Origin of the sequence: Pseudomonas sp. NPDC089554, assembly GCF_050280645.1 — a bacterium.
Lineage (GTDB): Bacteria > Pseudomonadota > Gammaproteobacteria > Pseudomonadales > Pseudomonadaceae > Aquipseudomonas.
Genome location: NZ_JBNNVR010000035.1, coordinates 1 through 15,730, shown reverse-complemented (window position 1 = coordinate 15,730; position 15,730 = coordinate 1). Strand labels below are relative to the sequence as shown.

Sequence of the window (15,730 nt, the reverse complement as noted above, 5' to 3'; positions counted from 1 at the left end):
GTTGACGCCTTCGGGGGCAAGCCCGCTCCCACAGATATAGCGTCGCTCTTGAATACGACGCTATATCTGTGGGAGCGGGCTTGCCCGCGAAAAGAACACCGCCTATGGGGCAGGTTCAGAACAACTTGCGTTTCCCATCCAGCTGCTGGTCCACCAGCCACCTGCCATGGGCAAGCGCGGCATGCTGGGCATTTTCCAGGTCGGAGAAGAACGCCATGCGCACCGGCAGCGACAAGCGTCGGCTGGTGTGTTCTTCGGGGGTGGTGATCAGGCAGCCGGCGGCATAGGGCAGGGGAGACCCCGGGTGGGGCATGACGCTGGCAGTGATGGTGTGGTCGCGGTATGCACAGTGAAGGGTTTGCATCGTCCTTACCTCGCTGTGGTGGCTTGGAAGCACTTACCTTCATATACCACAGCGAGGGGCCGGGAGTTCCCGGCCCGACGAGCGCGTGCCGCTAAGCTTAGCCCTTGAGTTCGGCTGGCTGGATCACTTCCACCCAGTAGCCGTCCGGGTCCTTGATGAACGCCAGGTGGTTCATGCGGCCATCGGCCAGGCGCTTCTGGAATGGCACTTCCAGGGCCTCGAAGCGCTCGCACGCGGCACGTACGTCCGGCACCGAGATGCAGATGTGGCCGAAGCCGCGCGGGTCGGTGTTGCCGTTGTGGTAGGCGAAGGCCGGGTCGTTCTCGGTGCCGTGGTTGTGGGTCAGCTCCAGTACGCCAGGGATGGACTTCATCCACTGGTGGCGTTCGGCGTCATCGGCGGGGATCTGCGCCGGGTCGACCAGGGCCAGGAAGTACAGGCTGAAAGCCGCTTCCGGGAAGTCGCGCTTGTCGACCAGGCGGAAACCCAGCACGCGGGTGTAGAAGTCCAGCGACTTCTCGATGTCCTTGACGCGCAGCATGGTGTGGTTGAAGACGAATTGCGCGGTGGCAGTATCCGGCTGTGCGGTGACGCCAGGCAGGGTTTGCAGGTCGTGCAGGCTCATGGGGGCTCCAGAGACGGGGTCGGCTCGGAAGGTGCCGACGATGAAGACAGGCGGGCCATGATACGGCAGTGAAGCGATTGCGCAAATGAAAGCGCCCTGCACGAATGTGTGCAGGGCGCCTGGAAGAGAGGCCCGCGTGTGCGGGCGCGTGATGGGGTCGCTAATCCTTTAGCTGGTTCGATAATGAGCCAGGCGATGTAAAAAAAATGTGAAGCGCGTGTGGATGTTTCATCATCGCACCCAGGTTTCCACGGTGGCCGCGCCGTATTGGTTTTTCCAGGCTTTCAGGCCGCGGTGGTTACCGCCCTTGGTTTCAATCAGCTCACCGGTGTGGGGGTTTTCATAGACCTTGACCACCCGTGGTCGACGTTGCTGTTTCGGTGCGCTGCCGCTGGCCTTGACGCCTGCCTTGGCAGCCTTGGGGTCGAGCAGGGCGATGATCTCGCGCAGGCCCTTGTCGTAGTGTTTCATGAGGTCGAGCAGCTTGCGCTCGAACTCGATTTCACGTTTCAGGCCGGCATCCTTTTTCAATGCCTCCAGTTGCGCCATTTGTTCCTGAAGTGCTTTTTCGGCGGCACGAAACTCTGCAAGTCTGGACACTTTCATCACTCCTGTAAGTCAGCCGTGGCGTGACGTGACGAACATGGAACAACAATTAACGTCGGCCACGCAGGTAGGTAGAGCTGTTCGCTGAGTGCAGTGTAGTCGCCACTTGGCTATTGGGTAAACCTTAAACTTTTCACAAGTAATCGGGAACTTTGCCGGGTACTTGTACTGTAGTTTTTCGGCACTATCCAGGCTGTTTTGGATTCGCTTCAGGTCATTGTTCTGAAGGTGATTTCGCAGTAAATACGGGTGTAGGCGTACCTGCGAGACGGAAAAAACATAGTATTCAGGCAGGCATGAAAAAGCCCGGCCTGAAAGGGGCCGGGCTCAAGTAGCGGTGGTGCGAATCAGTGCAGCGGTTCGATCACCTTGATTGCCTGCCGCTCACGGGCGGCGGGCCATTCTTGTTGCAGGGTCTCGAGCACGCGGCCGACGAACTGGGTGTCGGCGGCGGCCTTCTTGCCGACGAAGCCCTGGCCACGGCGGTAGACCTTGAAGCGCGCACGCATGCTGGGCATGTGCGATTCGAATTCATCTTCGACGGTGTTCGGCGGCAGGCGGTCGAGGCGTACCTCGCCGGTCTGGCTGACCCACAGCAGGTGGTCGTCGAGGCTGTCCTTGCGTGCAGCGAACAGTTCGGCCAATTGGTCGATCGTAGGATTGTTGTTCAAGTTCATCATAAAGCCCCCATTACCCATTCGTTGGTGATTTTCATAGTTGGCGCCACAGGATGTAGCGCACACCTCAGGCTGCTACAGCAGCATCGCAACAGGGGCTTTCTCACGCTGCCTTCTGGGCAGTTTCCCTCTCCACGAACGGCCTGCGTTACCGCGCAGGCCGTTTGGAACACCCTTGCCACCGCTCCCGATCAGGGAGACGGCCTCATCATGCCCAAGGCCGAGGAAAGGCGTCAATGGTTTTGTAGTGAAAATTTTTAGTCACTACATCTTGTCTGACAATCCTGTTTTTATTGTAGGAATTAGTACTGGTCAGTCATGGTTCAAGGGTCGTGAGAATGCGGTAGGCGGCGCTCACCCGGGCCTCGTTGGGGTAGTTGCGGTTGGCCAGCAACACGATACCCATGCCCTTGGACGGCACGAACGCGACATAGGCGCCGAAGCCGCTGGTGGCGCCGGTCTTGTTGTACCAGAAGCCCGGCGCTGCCGGTTGCGGTGGGTCCAGCCGACGGATCGCCTGGGGTTCGCGGATCATCTGCGCGCCGTTGCCTTGCAGCAGGGTGTCCAGCGCCACGGGGTAGGGGTAGCGTTCCCAACCCAGGCCCTGGGTCATCTCGCCTACCTGGAAGTAACCCGCCTGGGTGAGGGCGATGGCCTGGGCCTGCACCGGTTTGAGCAGGCGCGGGTCGAGTTGCAGGCGCACATAGCGCAGCAGGTCGTCAGCGCTGGTCTTGATGCCGTAGGCCTCATCGGCGAACGGGCCAGGGTTGACCCGCACTGGCTGGTTCTTGGCGTCGTAGCCCTGGGCGTACAGGCCGCGGGCCTGGGCAGGCACTTGCAGGTAGGTATGCTGGAGCCTCAGCTGCGCCAGCAAGCTCTGGCCCATCAACTGGGCGAAGGGCTGCTGCTGGGCGAGCGCCGCCAGGTTGCCGAACAGGCCGAGGCTGGGGTTGGAATAGCAGCGCTGGGTGGCGGGCGCGAAGCGGCGTTTCCATTGTTGCAGGAAACCCAGGGCCTGGGCGTCGTTCTTGATTTCGTCGGGGAACTGCAACGGCAGGCAGTCGGCGCTGTAGGCGCCCAGTTCGAGCACGCTGGCCTCGCCCAGCGGCGTACCGGACAGCGCCGGCTGGTAGCGGCTGGCGGGGGCTTTAAGGTCGAGCTTGCCTTCGGCACTGGCCAGGGCGACCAAGGTCGCGGTGTAGGTCTTGCTGACCGAGCCGACCTCGAACAGCGTGTCGCGGGTCACCGGTGTACGCTCGGCCTTGCTGGCTAGCCCATAGCTGAAATAGTGCTCCTGGCCGTTGGCGTAGACCGCCACGGCCATGCCGGCGATGTCGTGCTCGCGCATCATCGGTTCGATGACCGAGTCGACCTGGTTTTGCAGGGTATCGGCCTGGGCTTGGCTAGCGGCCAGGAGGACGGCCAACAGCAGGGAGCGAGGGAGGTGCATGGGGTAAGTCCTTTGATGGCTGATCGTGTGTCCGTTCAGCGACACTGGCGGGAGTTCCGGCGTTAGCAGGTAACCGGGCCAGACCTTATCGTCTGCCCCAGCCCCTGACAACACGGAACCGCCATGAAGTACCTGCGCATGCTCTTCGACAAGTTCACCCTGGCCCTGCTTGCGGTGGTGTTCATCGCCACGGTGCTGCCTTGCTATGGCGAGGGGGCGGTGGTGTTCGGCTGGCTGACCAACCTGGCCATCGGCCTGTTGTTCTTCCTGCATGGCGCCAAGCTGTCGCGCGAGGCGATCATCGCAGGCGCCGGCCACTGGCGCCTGCACGCGCTGGTGTTCTCCTGCACCTTCGTGCTGTTCCCGCTGCTGGGCATGGCGCTCAAGCCATTGTTCGTGCCCTTGGTGGGCAACGAGCTGTACCTGGGCCTGCTGTACCTGTGCGCCTTGCCGGCCACCGTGCAGTCGGCCATCGCTTTCACCTCCCTGGCCCGCGGCAATGTGCCGGCTGCCATTTGCAGCGCGGCGGCCTCCAGCCTGCTGGGCATCTTCCTGACCCCGCTGCTGGTAATGCTGCTGCTCGGCGCCGATGGCGACACCGGCTCTGGCCTGGATGCGGTGCTGAAGATCACCCTGCAACTGCTGGTGCCCTTCGTTGCGGGGCAACTGGCGCGGCGCTGGATCGGCGCCTGGGTCAAGCGTAACGCGGGCTGGCTGAAGAAGGTCGACCAGGGCTCGATCCTGCTGGTGGTCTACACCGCGTTCAGCGAAGCGGTGGTGACCGGGTTGTGGCACACCGTCTCGCCGCAGCATCTGGTTGGCCTGTTCGTCGCCTGCGGTGTGCTGCTGACCCTGGTGTTGGTGGGCACCAGCCTGCTTGGGCGAGTGCTGGGGTTCAACCTCGAAGACCGCATCACCATCCTGTTCGCCGGCTCCAAGAAGAGCCTGGCCACCGGTGTGCCGATGGCCCAGGTGCTGTTCGTCGGCAGCGGCATCGGCGCGATCATCCTGCCGCTGATGCTGTTCCACCAGATCCAGCTGATGGTCTGTGCGGTGTTGGCGCAGCGCTATGCGGCGCGCGAGGACAGTGCAGAGCAGGCCAGCGTATCAGTGCGATGACACATAGTCGGCGTTGGCGAATGCCGGTGGCAAGGCGAACTGCTCGCGCAGGCGCCTGGCCTCGGCCGCAGGCGTCAGGCTGAACAGGCGCTTGAATTCGCGGTTGAACTGCGAGGCACTGGCATAGCCCACGGCATGGCTGGCCGCTTCGGCGCTGATGCCTTCGCGCACCATCAGCAGGCGCGCCTGGTGCAGCCGGGTGGATTTGACGTACTGCATCGGCGAGGTCTGGGTGATTGCCCGGAAATGACTGTGGAAGGTCGGCACGCTCATGCCGGCCTCGGCGGCCAATTGCGCCAGGTCCAGCGGCTGCGCGTAGGCACTGTGGATGCGCCGCAAGGCCCGGCCGATCTTGCCGAACTGCCCGCGCATGGCCAAGGCGGCGCGCATCGCCTCGCCCTGGGCGCCAGTAAGCACACGAAAGTACAGCTCACGCACTAGCGCAGGGCCCAGCACCGCCGCTTCCAGCGGCTGCCCCAGGGCCTCGAGCAGGCGCAGCACCGTGGCGCGAAAGGCGTCGTCCATGGGGCTGGACATCATGCTCAGCGGCGCTTGGGCAGGTGCCGGAGCCTGGTGCTGTTCGAGTTGCACCAGCAGGTCGGCGGCCAGTTGGAAATCCAGATGCAGGTACAGGGCCAGCAAGGGGTGCTCGGCGCTGGCTTCGGTTTCCATGGTGAAGGGCACCGGCACTGCCACGGCTAGGTAGTGCTGCTCGTCGTAGAGGTAGAGCCGGTCGCCGAAGTAGCCCCGCTTGCGGCCTTGGCAGACGATCACGATGCCGGGGTCGTACAGCACCGGCGTGCGCGCCAACGGACGGTCCGAGCGCAGGATACGCACGTCGGGCAGGGCGGTGAGGTTGTAGCCCTCCTGAGGGGCCTGGGCCAGCAGTTGGCTGACCATGCGCTGTTGCAAGGACATCGATGTCTCTGATGGGCTCATAGGAATAGGCAATAAAAGTAGTCTCTTGAGCCTGACGCCAGAGCTAATCAAAGAATATCGTACAGTTCTCATTCATTGGAGCGAGAACGTAGGCATGTCATCCAGCAAACTCATTCTCATCACTGGCGTCAGCAGCGGGTTTGGCCGGGCCTTGGCCCTCGAAGCACTTCAGGTCGGGCATCGGGTGGTCGGTACGGTACGTAGCGAGCAGGCGCGCCAGGACTTCGCAGCGTTGCACCCGGCGAACGCCATCGGCCGGGTGCTCGATGTGACCGACTTCGCCGCGATCGATACGCTGGTGGCCGATATCGAAGCAAACATCGGCGCCATCGATGTACTGGTCAACAACGCAGGGTATGGGCACGAAGGCATTCTCGAAGAGTCCTCTCTGGACGAGATGCGCCGCCAGTTCGAAGTGAACGTATTCGGCCCGGTGGCCATGACCAAGGCGGTGTTGCCTTTCATGCGTACACGTCGGCGCGGGCACATCCTCAACATCACCTCCATGGGCGGCTTCATCACGATGCCGGGCATCGCCTACTACTGCGGCAGCAAGTTCGCCCTGGAAGGCATTTCCGAGGTGCTGGGCAAGGAGGTAAGTGCGTTCGGTATCCACGTTACGGCTGTTGCGCCGGGGTCGTTCCGCACCGATTGGGCAGGGCGCTCGATGGCCCGTACGGAACGTTCCATCGCCGATTACGACGCGCTGTTCGACCCCATCCGCAGTGCCCGCGAGGCCAAGAGCGGCAAGCAGCTGGGCGACCCGGTGAAGGCTGCTCGGGCGATGCTGGCGGTGATCGGCAGCGAGCAGCCGCCTGCGCATTTGTTGCTGGGTAGCGATGCGCTGGGCTTGGTGAGGGCGAAGCTGGAGGCGATGGAGGAGGAGATTGCGAGGTGGGAGGACGTTAGCCGTTCGACGGATGGGTGAGGGTGCCATTGCTGGCCTATTCGCGGGCAAGCCCGCTCCTACAGGATTCGCGCAGTACCTGTAGGAGCGGGCTTGCCCGCGAAGACGCCGGTAAGGCCAGCATAAAAAAGCCCCGCAAGCGCAAGCCCGCGGGGCAAGTGGGGTTGGGGGAGGGATCCAACCGACCGGAGTTACCGATATCTCAACGCGCGCTGGCCACCGTCTCAGGCTGCCAGCCGCCACCCAGGGCCTTGTAGATCGAGACCATGCCGCGGTACAGCTCGATCTCGCCCTGGGCCTGGGCATCCTCGGCGCCCAGCTTCTCGCGCTCGGCGTCGAGCAGCACCAGGTAGTCCACCGTGCCTTCGCGGTAGCGGATCGACGCCAGGTCTGCCGCCTTTCGGCTGGCATCGCTCTGGCGCATCAGCGCCAGCAGGCGCTGCTGGCGCTTGCCGTAGTCGCTGAAGGCGTTGGACGACTCTTCCAGTGCCAGCAATACCTGCTGCTCGTAGTTGGCCAGCGCACCGTCGGCATCGGCCTTGGCGCCGCGCAAGCGAGCCCGCACGCTGCCCAGGTCGAAGGCTGCCCAGGTGATGCTGGGGCCCAGGCCCCAGGCGTTGGCGGCCGAGGAGCCGATCTGCGAGCCGCGCGCGGCAGTGAAGCCGAGGAAACCGCTCAGGCTGACCCGTGGGAACAGGTCGGCGGTGGCCACGCCGACATTGGCGGTGGCGGCGGCCAGCTGGCGCTCGGCGCTGCGGATGTCCGGGCGGCGGCGCAGCAGCTCGCCCGGGTCGCCCACTGGCAGTGCCTTGTCGATGGCCGGCAACTGCTTGGGCGAAAGGTCCACGCTCAAGCTGTCCGGGCGCTCGCCCAGCAAGGTGGCGATACGGTTGCGCGAACGCACCTGCTCGGCCTGCAGCTGCGGCACGGTGGCCTCCACTGCGGCCAGGCGGGCATCGGCGCGTACTACGTCAAGCTCGTTGCCCACGCCGGTATCACGCAGGGTCACGGTGATGCTGCGCGAATCCTGCTGGGTCTTGAGGTTGGCCAGGGCGATCTTCTCGCGCAGCTGGGCACCGCGCAGTTGACCGTAGGCATCCACCAGTTCAGCGATCAGGCTCACTTGCAGTTGTTGCAGGTCGGCTTCGGCAGCGTCTTCCTGAGCCTTGCTGGCCTCGATCTGACGTTGGATACGGCCGAACAGGTCGACTTCCCAGGCCATGTCCAGGCCCAGGTCGTAGCGCTCGCTGTTGACCCGGCTCTCGGTCTGGCCAGGAATCTGCCCTCTGCCGATCTCGCTGCTGGCGCGGCTGGTGACCACCGGCAGGTCGTCGTTGGACACGTCATCGCGGATCGCCCGCGCCGCCTTCAGGCGGGCGAAGGCCACTTGCAGGTCACGGTTGCCTTGCAGGGAGGCCTGCACCAACTGGTCCAGCACCGGGTCGTCGAACTGCTTCCACCAGGTACCTTCGAAGCGGCTGCGGTCCAGGGCTTTGACTGGCGCTTCGCTGTCGAAGCGCGCCGCCTGGGTTTGCGGGCTCTGGTAGTCCGGGCCTACTGCACAGGCCGCCAGGGCCAGTGCCAGCAGGCTAGGGGTCAAGGGTTTGAGCAGGTTCATGCATGGTTCTCCAGCGAAGGCGCGCGTTCGGCCTTGCGGGCTTCGCGGCGTTCGACGAAACGGCGGATCAGGAAGAAGAACACCGGGGTCAGGAACAGGCCGAATATCGTCACGCCGATCATCCCCGAGAACACCGCCACACCCATGGCATGACGCATCTCGGCACCGGCACCGGAGGAGAACACCAGCGGTACCACGCCCATGATGAAGGCAATCGAGGTCATCAGGATCGGGCGCAGACGCAGGCGGCACGCCTCCAGCACCGCAGCCAGCGGGTCGAGGCCCTCGGCTTGTTTATCCTTGGCGAACTCGACGATCAGGATCGCGTTCTTACAGGCCAAGCCCACCAATACGATCAAGCCGATCTGGGTGAAGATGTTGTTGTCACTGCCGGCGATGATCACGCCGGTGATGGCCGACAGCAGGGTCATCGGTACGATCAGGATCACCGCCAGCGGCAGGCTCCAGCTTTCGTACTGGGCAGCCAGCACCAGGAAGGCCAGCAGTACGCAGAGCGGGAAGACCAACAGTGCGGTGTTACCCGAGAGGATCTGCTGGTAGGTCAGGTCGGTCCACTCGTAGGTCATGCCGTTGGGCAGTTCCTCTTTCAGCAGTTTCTCGATCGCAGCCTCCGCCTGGCCGGAGCTGTAGCCTGGGGCTGCGGCACCGTTGATCTCGGCGGTGATATAGCCGTTGTAGTGCATGACCCGGTCAGGGCCGGAGGTGTCGCTGACCTTCAGGAAGGTCGCCAGCGGAATCATCTCGCCCAGGTTGTTGCGCACCTTCAGCTGGCCGATCTGCTCGGCATCGAGGCGGAACTGCTGTTCAGCCTGGACGTTGACCTGGTAGGTGCGGCCAAAGCGGTTGAAGTCGTTGGTATACAGCGAGCCCAGGTAGACCTGCAGGGTGTCGAAGATATCGTTGATCGCCACGCCGTGGGTCTTGGCCTTTTCCCGGTCGATGGCAGCATCGACCTGCGGCACGTTGACCTGGTAGCTGGTGAACAGGTTCGCCAGCTCCGGCACGCTATGGCTCTTGGCGATGATGTTCTGGGTTTCCTTGTACAGCGCCTCGTAGCCCAGGTTGCCGCGGTCCTCGATCTGCAGGCGGAAACCGCCGATGGTGCCCATGCCCTGTACTGGCGGCGGTGGGAAGATCGCGATGTAGGCGTCCTGGATGTCGGCGAACTTGGCATTGAGCGCTGCGGCGATCGCTGCTGCCGACTGGCTCGGATCCTTACGCTCATCGAACGGCTTGAGCGGGGTGAATACGATGCCGCTGTTGGGGCTGTTGGTGAAACCGTTGATCGACAGGCCCGGGAAGGCTACCGAGTCGGCAACGCCCGGTTGCTCCAGGGCGATTTCGCTCATCTTCTTGATGACCGCTTCGGTGCGGTCGAGGCTGGCCGCGTCCGGCAGTTGGGCGAAGGCCACCAGGTACTGCTTGTCCTGGGCCGGCACGAAGCCGGTCGGGGTGGACGAGAAGCCCAGGTAGGTCAGGCCCATCAAGCCGGCATACACGAACAGGGCGATGCCGCTGGAGCGGATGACCCGGCGCACGCCGCCGACGTAGTTGTTGCTGGCACGGTCGAAGAAGCGGTTGAACGGGGCGAACAGCCAGCCGCCGAACAGCTTCTCGAGAATGCGCGAGAAGCGGTCCTTCGGTGCGTGGTGGTCCTTGAGCAGCACGGCGGCCAGGGCCGGCGACAAGGTCAGCGAGTTGAACGCCGAGATCACGGTGGAAATGGCGATGGTCAGGGCGAACTGCTTGTAGAACTGCCCGGTAAGGCCGGAGATGAACGCCGCCGGCACGAACACGGCGCACAGCACCAGCGCGGTGGCGACGATCGGGCCGGTCACCTCGCCCATGGCTTTCTGCGTGGCCTCCAGCGGGTTGAGGCCTAGGCCGATGTTACGTTCGACGTTCTCCACCACGACGATGGCGTCGTCCACCACGATACCGATCGCCAATACCAGTCCGAATAGCGACAGAGCGTTGAGCGAGAAACCGAACAGGTGCATGACCGCGAAGGTACCGATCAGCGACACCGGCACCGCCAGCAGCGGGATGATCGAGGCGCGCCAGGTCTGCAGGAACAGGATCACCACCAGCACCACCAGCACCAGGGCTTCGAACAGGGTGTGCACCACCGCTTCGATCGAGCCGCGGACGAACACGGTTGGGTCATAGACGATGCTGTAGTCCATACCTTGCGGGAAATCTTTCTTCAGCTCTGCCATCTTCGCCCGCACTTCATCGGAGATCTCGATGGCATTCGAGCCTGGGCGCTGGAAGATTGGAATGGCCACGGCCGGCTGGTTGTTCAGCAGCGAGCGCAGGGCGTACTGGCTGGAGCCGAGCTCGACCCGGGCGATGTCCTTCAGGCGGGTGATTTCGCCATCGGCACCGGCACGCACGATGATGTTCTCGAACTCTTCCTCGTTGACCAGGCGGCCCTGGGTGTTGATCGACAGCTGGAAGCTGGTGCTGCCTGGCGCGGGCGGTGCGCCCAGCTGGCCGGCGGCTACCTGGCGGTTCTGCTCGCGAATGGCGTTGACCACGTCGCTGGCGGTGAGGTTGCGCGAAGCGGTCTTGTTCGGGTCGAGCCAGACCCGCAGCGAGTAGTCGCCCATGCCGAACAGCTGCACGTCGCCCACGCCGCCCAGGCGGGCCAGTTCATCCTTGATGTTGAGGATGGCGTAGTTGGACAGGTAGAGCATGTCGTAGCGGTTATCCGGCGAGGTCAGGTGCACGACCATGGTCAGGTCGGGCGAGGCCTTGTCGACGGTGATACCGATACGGGTGACTTCCTCGGGCAGCTTGGGCTGGGTCCGGGTCACGCGGTTCTGCACCTGCACCTGCGCGTTGTCCAGGTCGGTGCCCAGGGCGAAGGTGATGGTCAGGGTCAGCTTGCCATCAGCGGTGGACTGCGAGGACATGTACAGCATGTTCTCCACACCGGTGATGGCCTGCTCGAGCGGTGCGGCGACGGTTTCGCCGATCACCTTGGGGTTGGCGCCGGGGAAGTTGGCGCGTACCACTACGGTGGGCGGCACTACTTCCGGGTATTCGCTGATCGGTAGCTGGAACAGCGAGATGGAACCGGCGATCAGCAGCACGAGCGAAAGCACGGCGGCGAAGATCGGCCGGGTGATGAAGAATTTAGAGAAGTTCATCGGTGTTGTCCCTTAACCGCGCGGTGCTTGAGCACTGGCGACTTTCACACTGGGGCCGACCACACGCTTGGCCTGGATGCTGGCTTCGAGGGCCTGGCGCTGCTGGGCGAGGGTGGCGAGGGTCTGTTCGCTGGCCATCGGGGTTTCCTCAGGCGTGACCGGCGAGCCTGGGCGCACGCGCTGCAAGCCCTTGACCACGATGCGGTCTTCCTTGTTCAGGCCGCTGCGCACGATACGCAGGCCTTCGAGTTTCGGGCCCAGCTCGACGGCGCGGTAGGTCGCGTTGTTGTTCTGGTCCATGACCAGCACGAACTTCTTGCCAAGGTCGGTGCCGACCGCTTCGTCGTTGATCAGCACGGCGTTGTAGGTGGCGCTGCCGACCAGCTTCAGGCGGGCATACAGGCCGGGGGTGAACTGGCCGTCGCGGTTGTCGAACACGGCGCGGCCACGGATGGTGCCGGTGCGCGGGTTGACCTGGTTGTCGACGAAGTTCATCTGGCCCAGGTGCGGGTTGCCGGTTTCGTTGCTCAGGCCCAGGTACACCGGGGTGGTCTGGCCGCGCTGGCCTTGGCGGGCGAGCTGGGTGTACTTGAGGTACACGCGCTCGTCGGCGTCGAAGTAGGCGTAGACCTTGTCGGTGGAAACCACGCTGGTCAGCGGGGTGACATCGGCGCTGACGATGTTGCCGGCGGTGTAGTCGGCGCGGCTGACGCGGCCGCTGATCGGCGAGGTGACGCGGGTGAAGCTCAGGTTCAGGCGGGCCAGGTCCAGTTGGGCCTGGATCGCGTCGACACCGGCGCGGGCTTCGGAAGCGGCGCTGCTGCGCGACTCGGCCAGTTCTGCGGAGATGGCGTTGCTGTCACGCAGGCGCTCACCGCGGCGGGCTTCGTTGGCACTGCGAATGGCGGTGGCCTTGGCCTGTTGCAGTTGGGCTTCGAGGCGGCGTACTTCAGCCTGGAACGGGCGCGGGTCGATCTGGAACAGCAGGTCGCCTTTTTTGACCTGGGCACCTTCGGTGAAGGCTACCAGGTCGATCTGGCCGGAGACCCGTGGGCGCACCTCGACGGTTTCCGGCGCCTCGAGGCGGCCGGTGAACTCGTCCCATTCATTGATTGGCTGCTCGATCACCTTGGCCACACTGACCTTGGGCGCGGCGGGAGCCTGCACGGCATCTGGGGTTCGACCGCACGCGCTCAGCACCACCACTGCCAAGGCAGCAAGGGGTAAGCGCAAAGGTTTGAGTGAATGATCCATGGAGAACTCCGCCAATGTATTAGTGATAGTGGGCGGATTCTGCTCGGCGTGCGCGCGGCGCACGAATCGAATGATGCGAAGGTTATTATCACGCGGAATGATATGTGCCCTTGCACCATCGATGGGCGCATATGAGCAGGGGCGGGCTGTCAACGGCGGCCCCTGTCACCGTGCGCCTTCGCAGGCCGCACCGTGACAGGGCCGTTCAGCAGGGCGGGATCAGCGGAAACCTTCGAGCACGATCTTGCCCTTGGCCTTGCCGCTTTCGATCAGGGCATGGGCACGACGCAGGTTGGCGGCGTTGATCGCGCCGAAGTGCTCGCCCAGGGTGGTTTTCAGCACGCCCTGGTCGACCAGCTTGGCCACCTGCTCCAGCAACGCGTGCTGCTTGATCATGTCGTCGGTTTGGTACAGCGAGCGGGTGAACATCAGTTCCCAGTGCAGCGACAGCGACTTGCGCTTGAGCGGCACCACGTCCAGGGTCGCCGGGTCATCGATCAGCGCCAGGCGGCCTTGCGGGCGCAGGGCTTCGATCAACTGCGCGAAGTGGCTGTCGGTGTGGGTGAGGCTGATGACCATGTCGACTTGGCCAATGCCGATGGCTTGCAGCTGGCTGACCAGCGGCTGGGTGTGGTCGATGACGTGGTGCGCGCCAAGGTCTTCGACCCACTGGCGGGTCTCGGTACGCGAGGCAGTGCCGATCACGGTCAGGCCGGTGAGCTGGCGGGCCAGCTGGGTGAGGATCGAACCCACGCCGCCGGCGGCGCCGACGATCAGCAGGCTTTGCCCCTGACCGCCACCCTGGACGACGCCCAGGCGGTCGAACAGCAGTTCCCAGGCGGTGATGGCGGTCAGCGGCAGCGCAGCAGCGCTTGCGGCATCGAGGCTGCGTGGCTTGTGACCGACGATGCGCTCATCCACCAGGTGCAGCTCGCTGTTGCTGCCGGGGCGGTCGATGGCGCCAGCGTAATAAACCTCGTCGCCGGGTTGGAACAGGGTCACCTGGGCGCCGACTTCACGCACGATGCCCACCGCATCCCAGCCCAGCACGCGCTGGGCAGTGCTGCCGGAGCCTGCGCGGATCTTGGTGTCCACCGGGTTGACGGAAATCGCCTGCACTTGCACCAGCAGGTCGCGTGGGCCAGGGGTAGGGCGGGGCAGTTCGCTGTCGAACAGGGCCTCGGGGTGGTCGATGGGCAGGCCGTGTTCGGTGAAGACGATGGCTTTCATGGGGGCTGGCTCCGTTGTGAAGTAGGAATGGAGCTAGGTTAGCGCTTGGGGTTTAGCTGAAAAACCAGGGAGTGGCAGGAAGACTTTCGGTATTTCTTTGAAAGTGAGGGCGGCAGTACCGGCCCTTTCGCGGGCAAGCCCGCGAAGAGGCCGGTGTTGCCAACTGCGCTGTCAGGCCGAAGGCGGCGGGAAATCCACCTCGGTCTGGGCAACGTTGTTCAGGTAGTTGGTCAAGGTCATCAACGTCACCTGGGCGATCACATCGACGATCCGCGCCTCGTCCAACCCGCCTTCGCGGGCCGCCGTCAACACCTCATCGCTGACTTGGCCACGGCTCAGGGTGACCGAGCGGGTGAACGCCGCCACCGGGCTCAAGGTACCGGCGCGAGCGGCCAGCACGTCGGCGGCGCTCAGCCCCGACTTGCCGCCCAGGAAGGTATGGGCGGCGGTGCAGTATTCGCAACCGTTCACTTCCGAGGCTGCCAGCGCTACTACTTCGCGCTCCTGCGCGGTAAGGCTGTTCTTGCCCAGCGCCTGGGCCAGGGCCAGGTAGCCGCCCAGGGCTGCCGGCGAGTGGGCCATGGTGGCGAAGGCGTTGGGGATAAAGCCCATGCCTTTTTCGATCCCTTGCAGGGCCGGGCGAGCGGCGTTCGGGGCTTGTTCGACAGTCAGTGCATTGAGACGGGTCATGATGTTTCTCCTGTTTGGGTAAAGGGCTTGTTGTTCAAGCTTGGGCACAGATTACCCAGGAGAATTTGCCTTTTGGGTTCGAATAATCCAACTTATGCGACTGATCGTCTAATCATGAGAACGCCATGGACCGCCTTGCCACGTTGCTCAGCCATTTCGCCTTCAGTGCCGATACCTTCCACCAAGGCAGCTTCTGTGGCCTGTCAGGGTATCCTGGCGACACCCAGGTGGGCCATGTCCACCTGCTGCGAGCAGGACGCCTGCGCTTCGAAGGGCCGGGCGGCCAGGCATCGGTAGTCGAGGAACCCAGCCTGATCCTGCTGGTGCGCCCCCAGGCCCATCGCTTGAGCGCGTACGAAGACGACCAGGCTGAACTGGTCTGCGCCACGTTGAATTTCATCGGAGGGCCGCACAACCCCCTGACGGCGGCCTTGCCTGACGTACTGATCAGCCCATTGAGCGCCCTGACCGGTCTACAGGCCAGTACCGATTGGCTGTTTGCCGAAGCCGAAAGCGACGAGTGTGGACGGGCGCTGGTGCTCAACCGCTTGTTCGAGCTGATGGTGATCCAACTCCTGCGCCAGTTGCTCAGCGATGGCAGCCTGGGCGCCGGCATGCTCGCGGGGCTGGCTGACAAGCGCCTGGCACGGGCGCTGGTAGCCATGCACGACGCGCCAGCTCAGAACTGGAGCGTGGAGGCGTTGGCAACCTTGGCGGGGATGTCTCGGGCAAGCTTCGCCGCGCATTTTCGGGCGGTGGTGGGTGACACGCCGGGGGATTACCTGGCGGGCTGGCGTGTGGGGCTGGCGCAGAAGCGCATTCGCGAAGGGCGTCCCTTGGCCTTGGTAGCGGATGAGGTGGGATACCAAAGCCCCTCGGCACTGGCGCGGGTGTTCCGGCGCCGGACGGGCATGAGCCCATCGGAATGGCGTGAAGGGAAAATCTAGGCTGGGCAGGCTCGGCCCTATCGCGGGGCAAGCCCGCTCCCACACGCAAAGTGCCGCCCCCCCCCCCCCCCCGGGGAGCGGGGGGGGGGGGGGGCCCCCCCCAAACCCCACCCAACCAAACAAAAAAA

Annotated in this window: 14 protein-coding genes; 3 read left to right on the top strand and 11 right to left on the bottom strand. The window is 64.0% G+C overall.

Features of this window, described 5'->3' with window-relative positions; genetic code table 11:
• Positions 1-115: 115 nt before the first annotated feature.
• The 5 genes from ACQKPE_RS12745 to ampC form a co-directional block, all read right to left on the bottom strand.
• Entirely contained in the window at positions 116-364 is a 249-nt protein-coding gene (locus ACQKPE_RS12745) for a hypothetical protein (protein ID WP_427666293.1), read from the bottom strand.
• Between the two features lie 97 nt (positions 365-461).
• A complete protein-coding gene (gene gloA / locus ACQKPE_RS12740) occupies positions 462-989 on the bottom strand; it encodes a lactoylglutathione lyase (protein WP_427666292.1) in 528 nt (175 codons plus the stop codon).
• 231 nt (positions 990-1,220) lie between these two features.
• A complete protein-coding gene (locus tag ACQKPE_RS12735) occupies positions 1,221-1,589 on the bottom strand; it encodes a histone-like nucleoid-structuring protein, MvaT/MvaU family (RefSeq protein WP_427666290.1) in 369 nt (122 codons plus the stop codon).
• Between the two features lie 353 nt (positions 1,590-1,942).
• Complete coding sequence (locus tag ACQKPE_RS12730; RefSeq protein WP_427666289.1) at positions 1,943-2,275, bottom strand: hypothetical protein; 333 nt, start codon at positions 2,273-2,275, stop codon at positions 1,943-1,945.
• A gap of 313 nt (positions 2,276-2,588) precedes the next feature.
• Complete coding sequence (gene ampC / locus ACQKPE_RS12725; protein WP_427666354.1) at positions 2,589-3,746, bottom strand: class C beta-lactamase; 1,158 nt, start codon at positions 3,744-3,746, stop codon at positions 2,589-2,591.
• Positions 3,747-3,845: 99 nt separating this feature from the next.
• Between ampC and ACQKPE_RS12720 the strand changes: the two genes are divergently transcribed.
• Positions 3,846-4,841, top strand: a complete 996-nt coding sequence (locus ACQKPE_RS12720; protein WP_427666287.1) for a bile acid:sodium symporter family protein — start codon at positions 3,846-3,848, stop codon at positions 4,839-4,841.
• On the opposite strand, the gene ACQKPE_RS12715 is transcribed toward ACQKPE_RS12720, so the two are convergent.
• Positions 4,830-5,780, bottom strand: a complete 951-nt coding sequence (locus tag ACQKPE_RS12715) for an AraC family transcriptional regulator (protein WP_427666285.1) — start codon at positions 5,778-5,780, stop codon at positions 4,830-4,832. The genes ACQKPE_RS12720 and ACQKPE_RS12715 overlap by 12 nt on opposite strands.
• Positions 5,781-5,874: 94 nt before the next feature.
• Here ACQKPE_RS12715 and ACQKPE_RS12710 point away from each other — a divergent pair, with 94 nt between their 5' ends.
• Complete coding sequence (locus ACQKPE_RS12710; protein ID WP_427666283.1) at positions 5,875-6,708, top strand: oxidoreductase; 834 nt, start codon at positions 5,875-5,877, stop codon at positions 6,706-6,708.
• A 181-nt stretch (positions 6,709-6,889) separates the two neighbouring features.
• On the opposite strand, the gene ACQKPE_RS12705 is transcribed toward ACQKPE_RS12710, so the two are convergent.
• The 5 genes from ACQKPE_RS12705 to ACQKPE_RS12685 all read right to left on the bottom strand — a co-directional run bounded on the left by ACQKPE_RS12705 (position 6,890) and on the right by ACQKPE_RS12685 (position 14,655).
• Positions 6,890-8,305, bottom strand: a complete 1,416-nt coding sequence (locus ACQKPE_RS12705) for an efflux transporter outer membrane subunit (protein ID WP_427666281.1) — start codon at positions 8,303-8,305, stop codon at positions 6,890-6,892.
• A complete protein-coding gene (locus ACQKPE_RS12700) occupies positions 8,302-11,481 on the bottom strand; it encodes an efflux RND transporter permease subunit (protein ID WP_427666280.1) in 3,180 nt (1,059 codons plus the stop codon). Before ACQKPE_RS12700 ends, ACQKPE_RS12705 begins: the two co-directional genes overlap by 4 nt.
• Before the next feature lie 12 nt (positions 11,482-11,493).
• Positions 11,494-12,735 (bottom strand): multidrug efflux RND transporter periplasmic adaptor subunit MexE, encoded by a 1,242-nt coding sequence (gene mexE, locus ACQKPE_RS12695; RefSeq protein WP_427666279.1) that lies wholly within the window; start codon positions 12,733-12,735, stop codon positions 11,494-11,496.
• A 219-nt stretch (positions 12,736-12,954) separates the two neighbouring features.
• Complete coding sequence (locus ACQKPE_RS12690) at positions 12,955-13,965, bottom strand: zinc-binding alcohol dehydrogenase family protein (RefSeq protein WP_427666277.1); 1,011 nt, start codon at positions 13,963-13,965, stop codon at positions 12,955-12,957.
• Positions 13,966-14,136: 171 nt separating this feature from the next.
• Positions 14,137-14,655, bottom strand: a complete 519-nt coding sequence (locus ACQKPE_RS12685) for a carboxymuconolactone decarboxylase family protein (protein WP_427666275.1) — start codon at positions 14,653-14,655, stop codon at positions 14,137-14,139.
• Between the two features lie 125 nt (positions 14,656-14,780).
• Here ACQKPE_RS12685 and ACQKPE_RS12680 point away from each other — a divergent pair, with 125 nt between their 5' ends.
• Complete coding sequence (locus ACQKPE_RS12680) at positions 14,781-15,602, top strand: cupin domain-containing protein (RefSeq protein WP_427666273.1); 822 nt, start codon at positions 14,781-14,783, stop codon at positions 15,600-15,602.
• Positions 15,603-15,730: the final 128 nt, after the last annotated feature.

Coding starts and splice junctions, on each gene's coding strand:
- ACQKPE_RS12745 (WP_427666293.1), bottom strand. CDS start 364: ATGCAAACCCTTCACTGTGCATACCGCGACCACACCATCACTGCCAGC.
- gloA (WP_427666292.1), bottom strand. CDS start 989: ATGAGCCTGCACGACCTGCAAACCCTGCCTGGCGTCACCGCACAGCCG.
- ACQKPE_RS12730 (WP_427666289.1), bottom strand. CDS start 2,275: ATGATGAACTTGAACAACAATCCTACGATCGACCAATTGGCCGAACTG.
- ACQKPE_RS12720 (WP_427666287.1), top strand. CDS start 3,846: ATGAAGTACCTGCGCATGCTCTTCGACAAGTTCACCCTGGCCCTGCTT.
- ACQKPE_RS12715 (WP_427666285.1), bottom strand. CDS start 5,780: ATGAGCCCATCAGAGACATCGATGTCCTTGCAACAGCGCATGGTCAGC.
- ACQKPE_RS12710 (WP_427666283.1), top strand. CDS start 5,875: ATGTCATCCAGCAAACTCATTCTCATCACTGGCGTCAGCAGCGGGTTT.
- ACQKPE_RS12705 (WP_427666281.1), bottom strand. CDS start 8,305: ATGAACCTGCTCAAACCCTTGACCCCTAGCCTGCTGGCACTGGCCCTG.
- ACQKPE_RS12700 (WP_427666280.1), bottom strand. CDS start 11,481: ATGAACTTCTCTAAATTCTTCATCACCCGGCCGATCTTCGCCGCCGTG.
- mexE (WP_427666279.1), bottom strand. CDS start 12,735: ATGGATCATTCACTCAAACCTTTGCGCTTACCCCTTGCTGCCTTGGCA.
- ACQKPE_RS12690 (WP_427666277.1), bottom strand. CDS start 13,965: ATGAAAGCCATCGTCTTCACCGAACACGGCCTGCCCATCGACCACCCC.
- ACQKPE_RS12685 (WP_427666275.1), bottom strand. CDS start 14,655: ATGACCCGTCTCAATGCACTGACTGTCGAACAAGCCCCGAACGCCGCT.
- ACQKPE_RS12680 (WP_427666273.1), top strand. CDS start 14,781: ATGGACCGCCTTGCCACGTTGCTCAGCCATTTCGCCTTCAGTGCCGAT.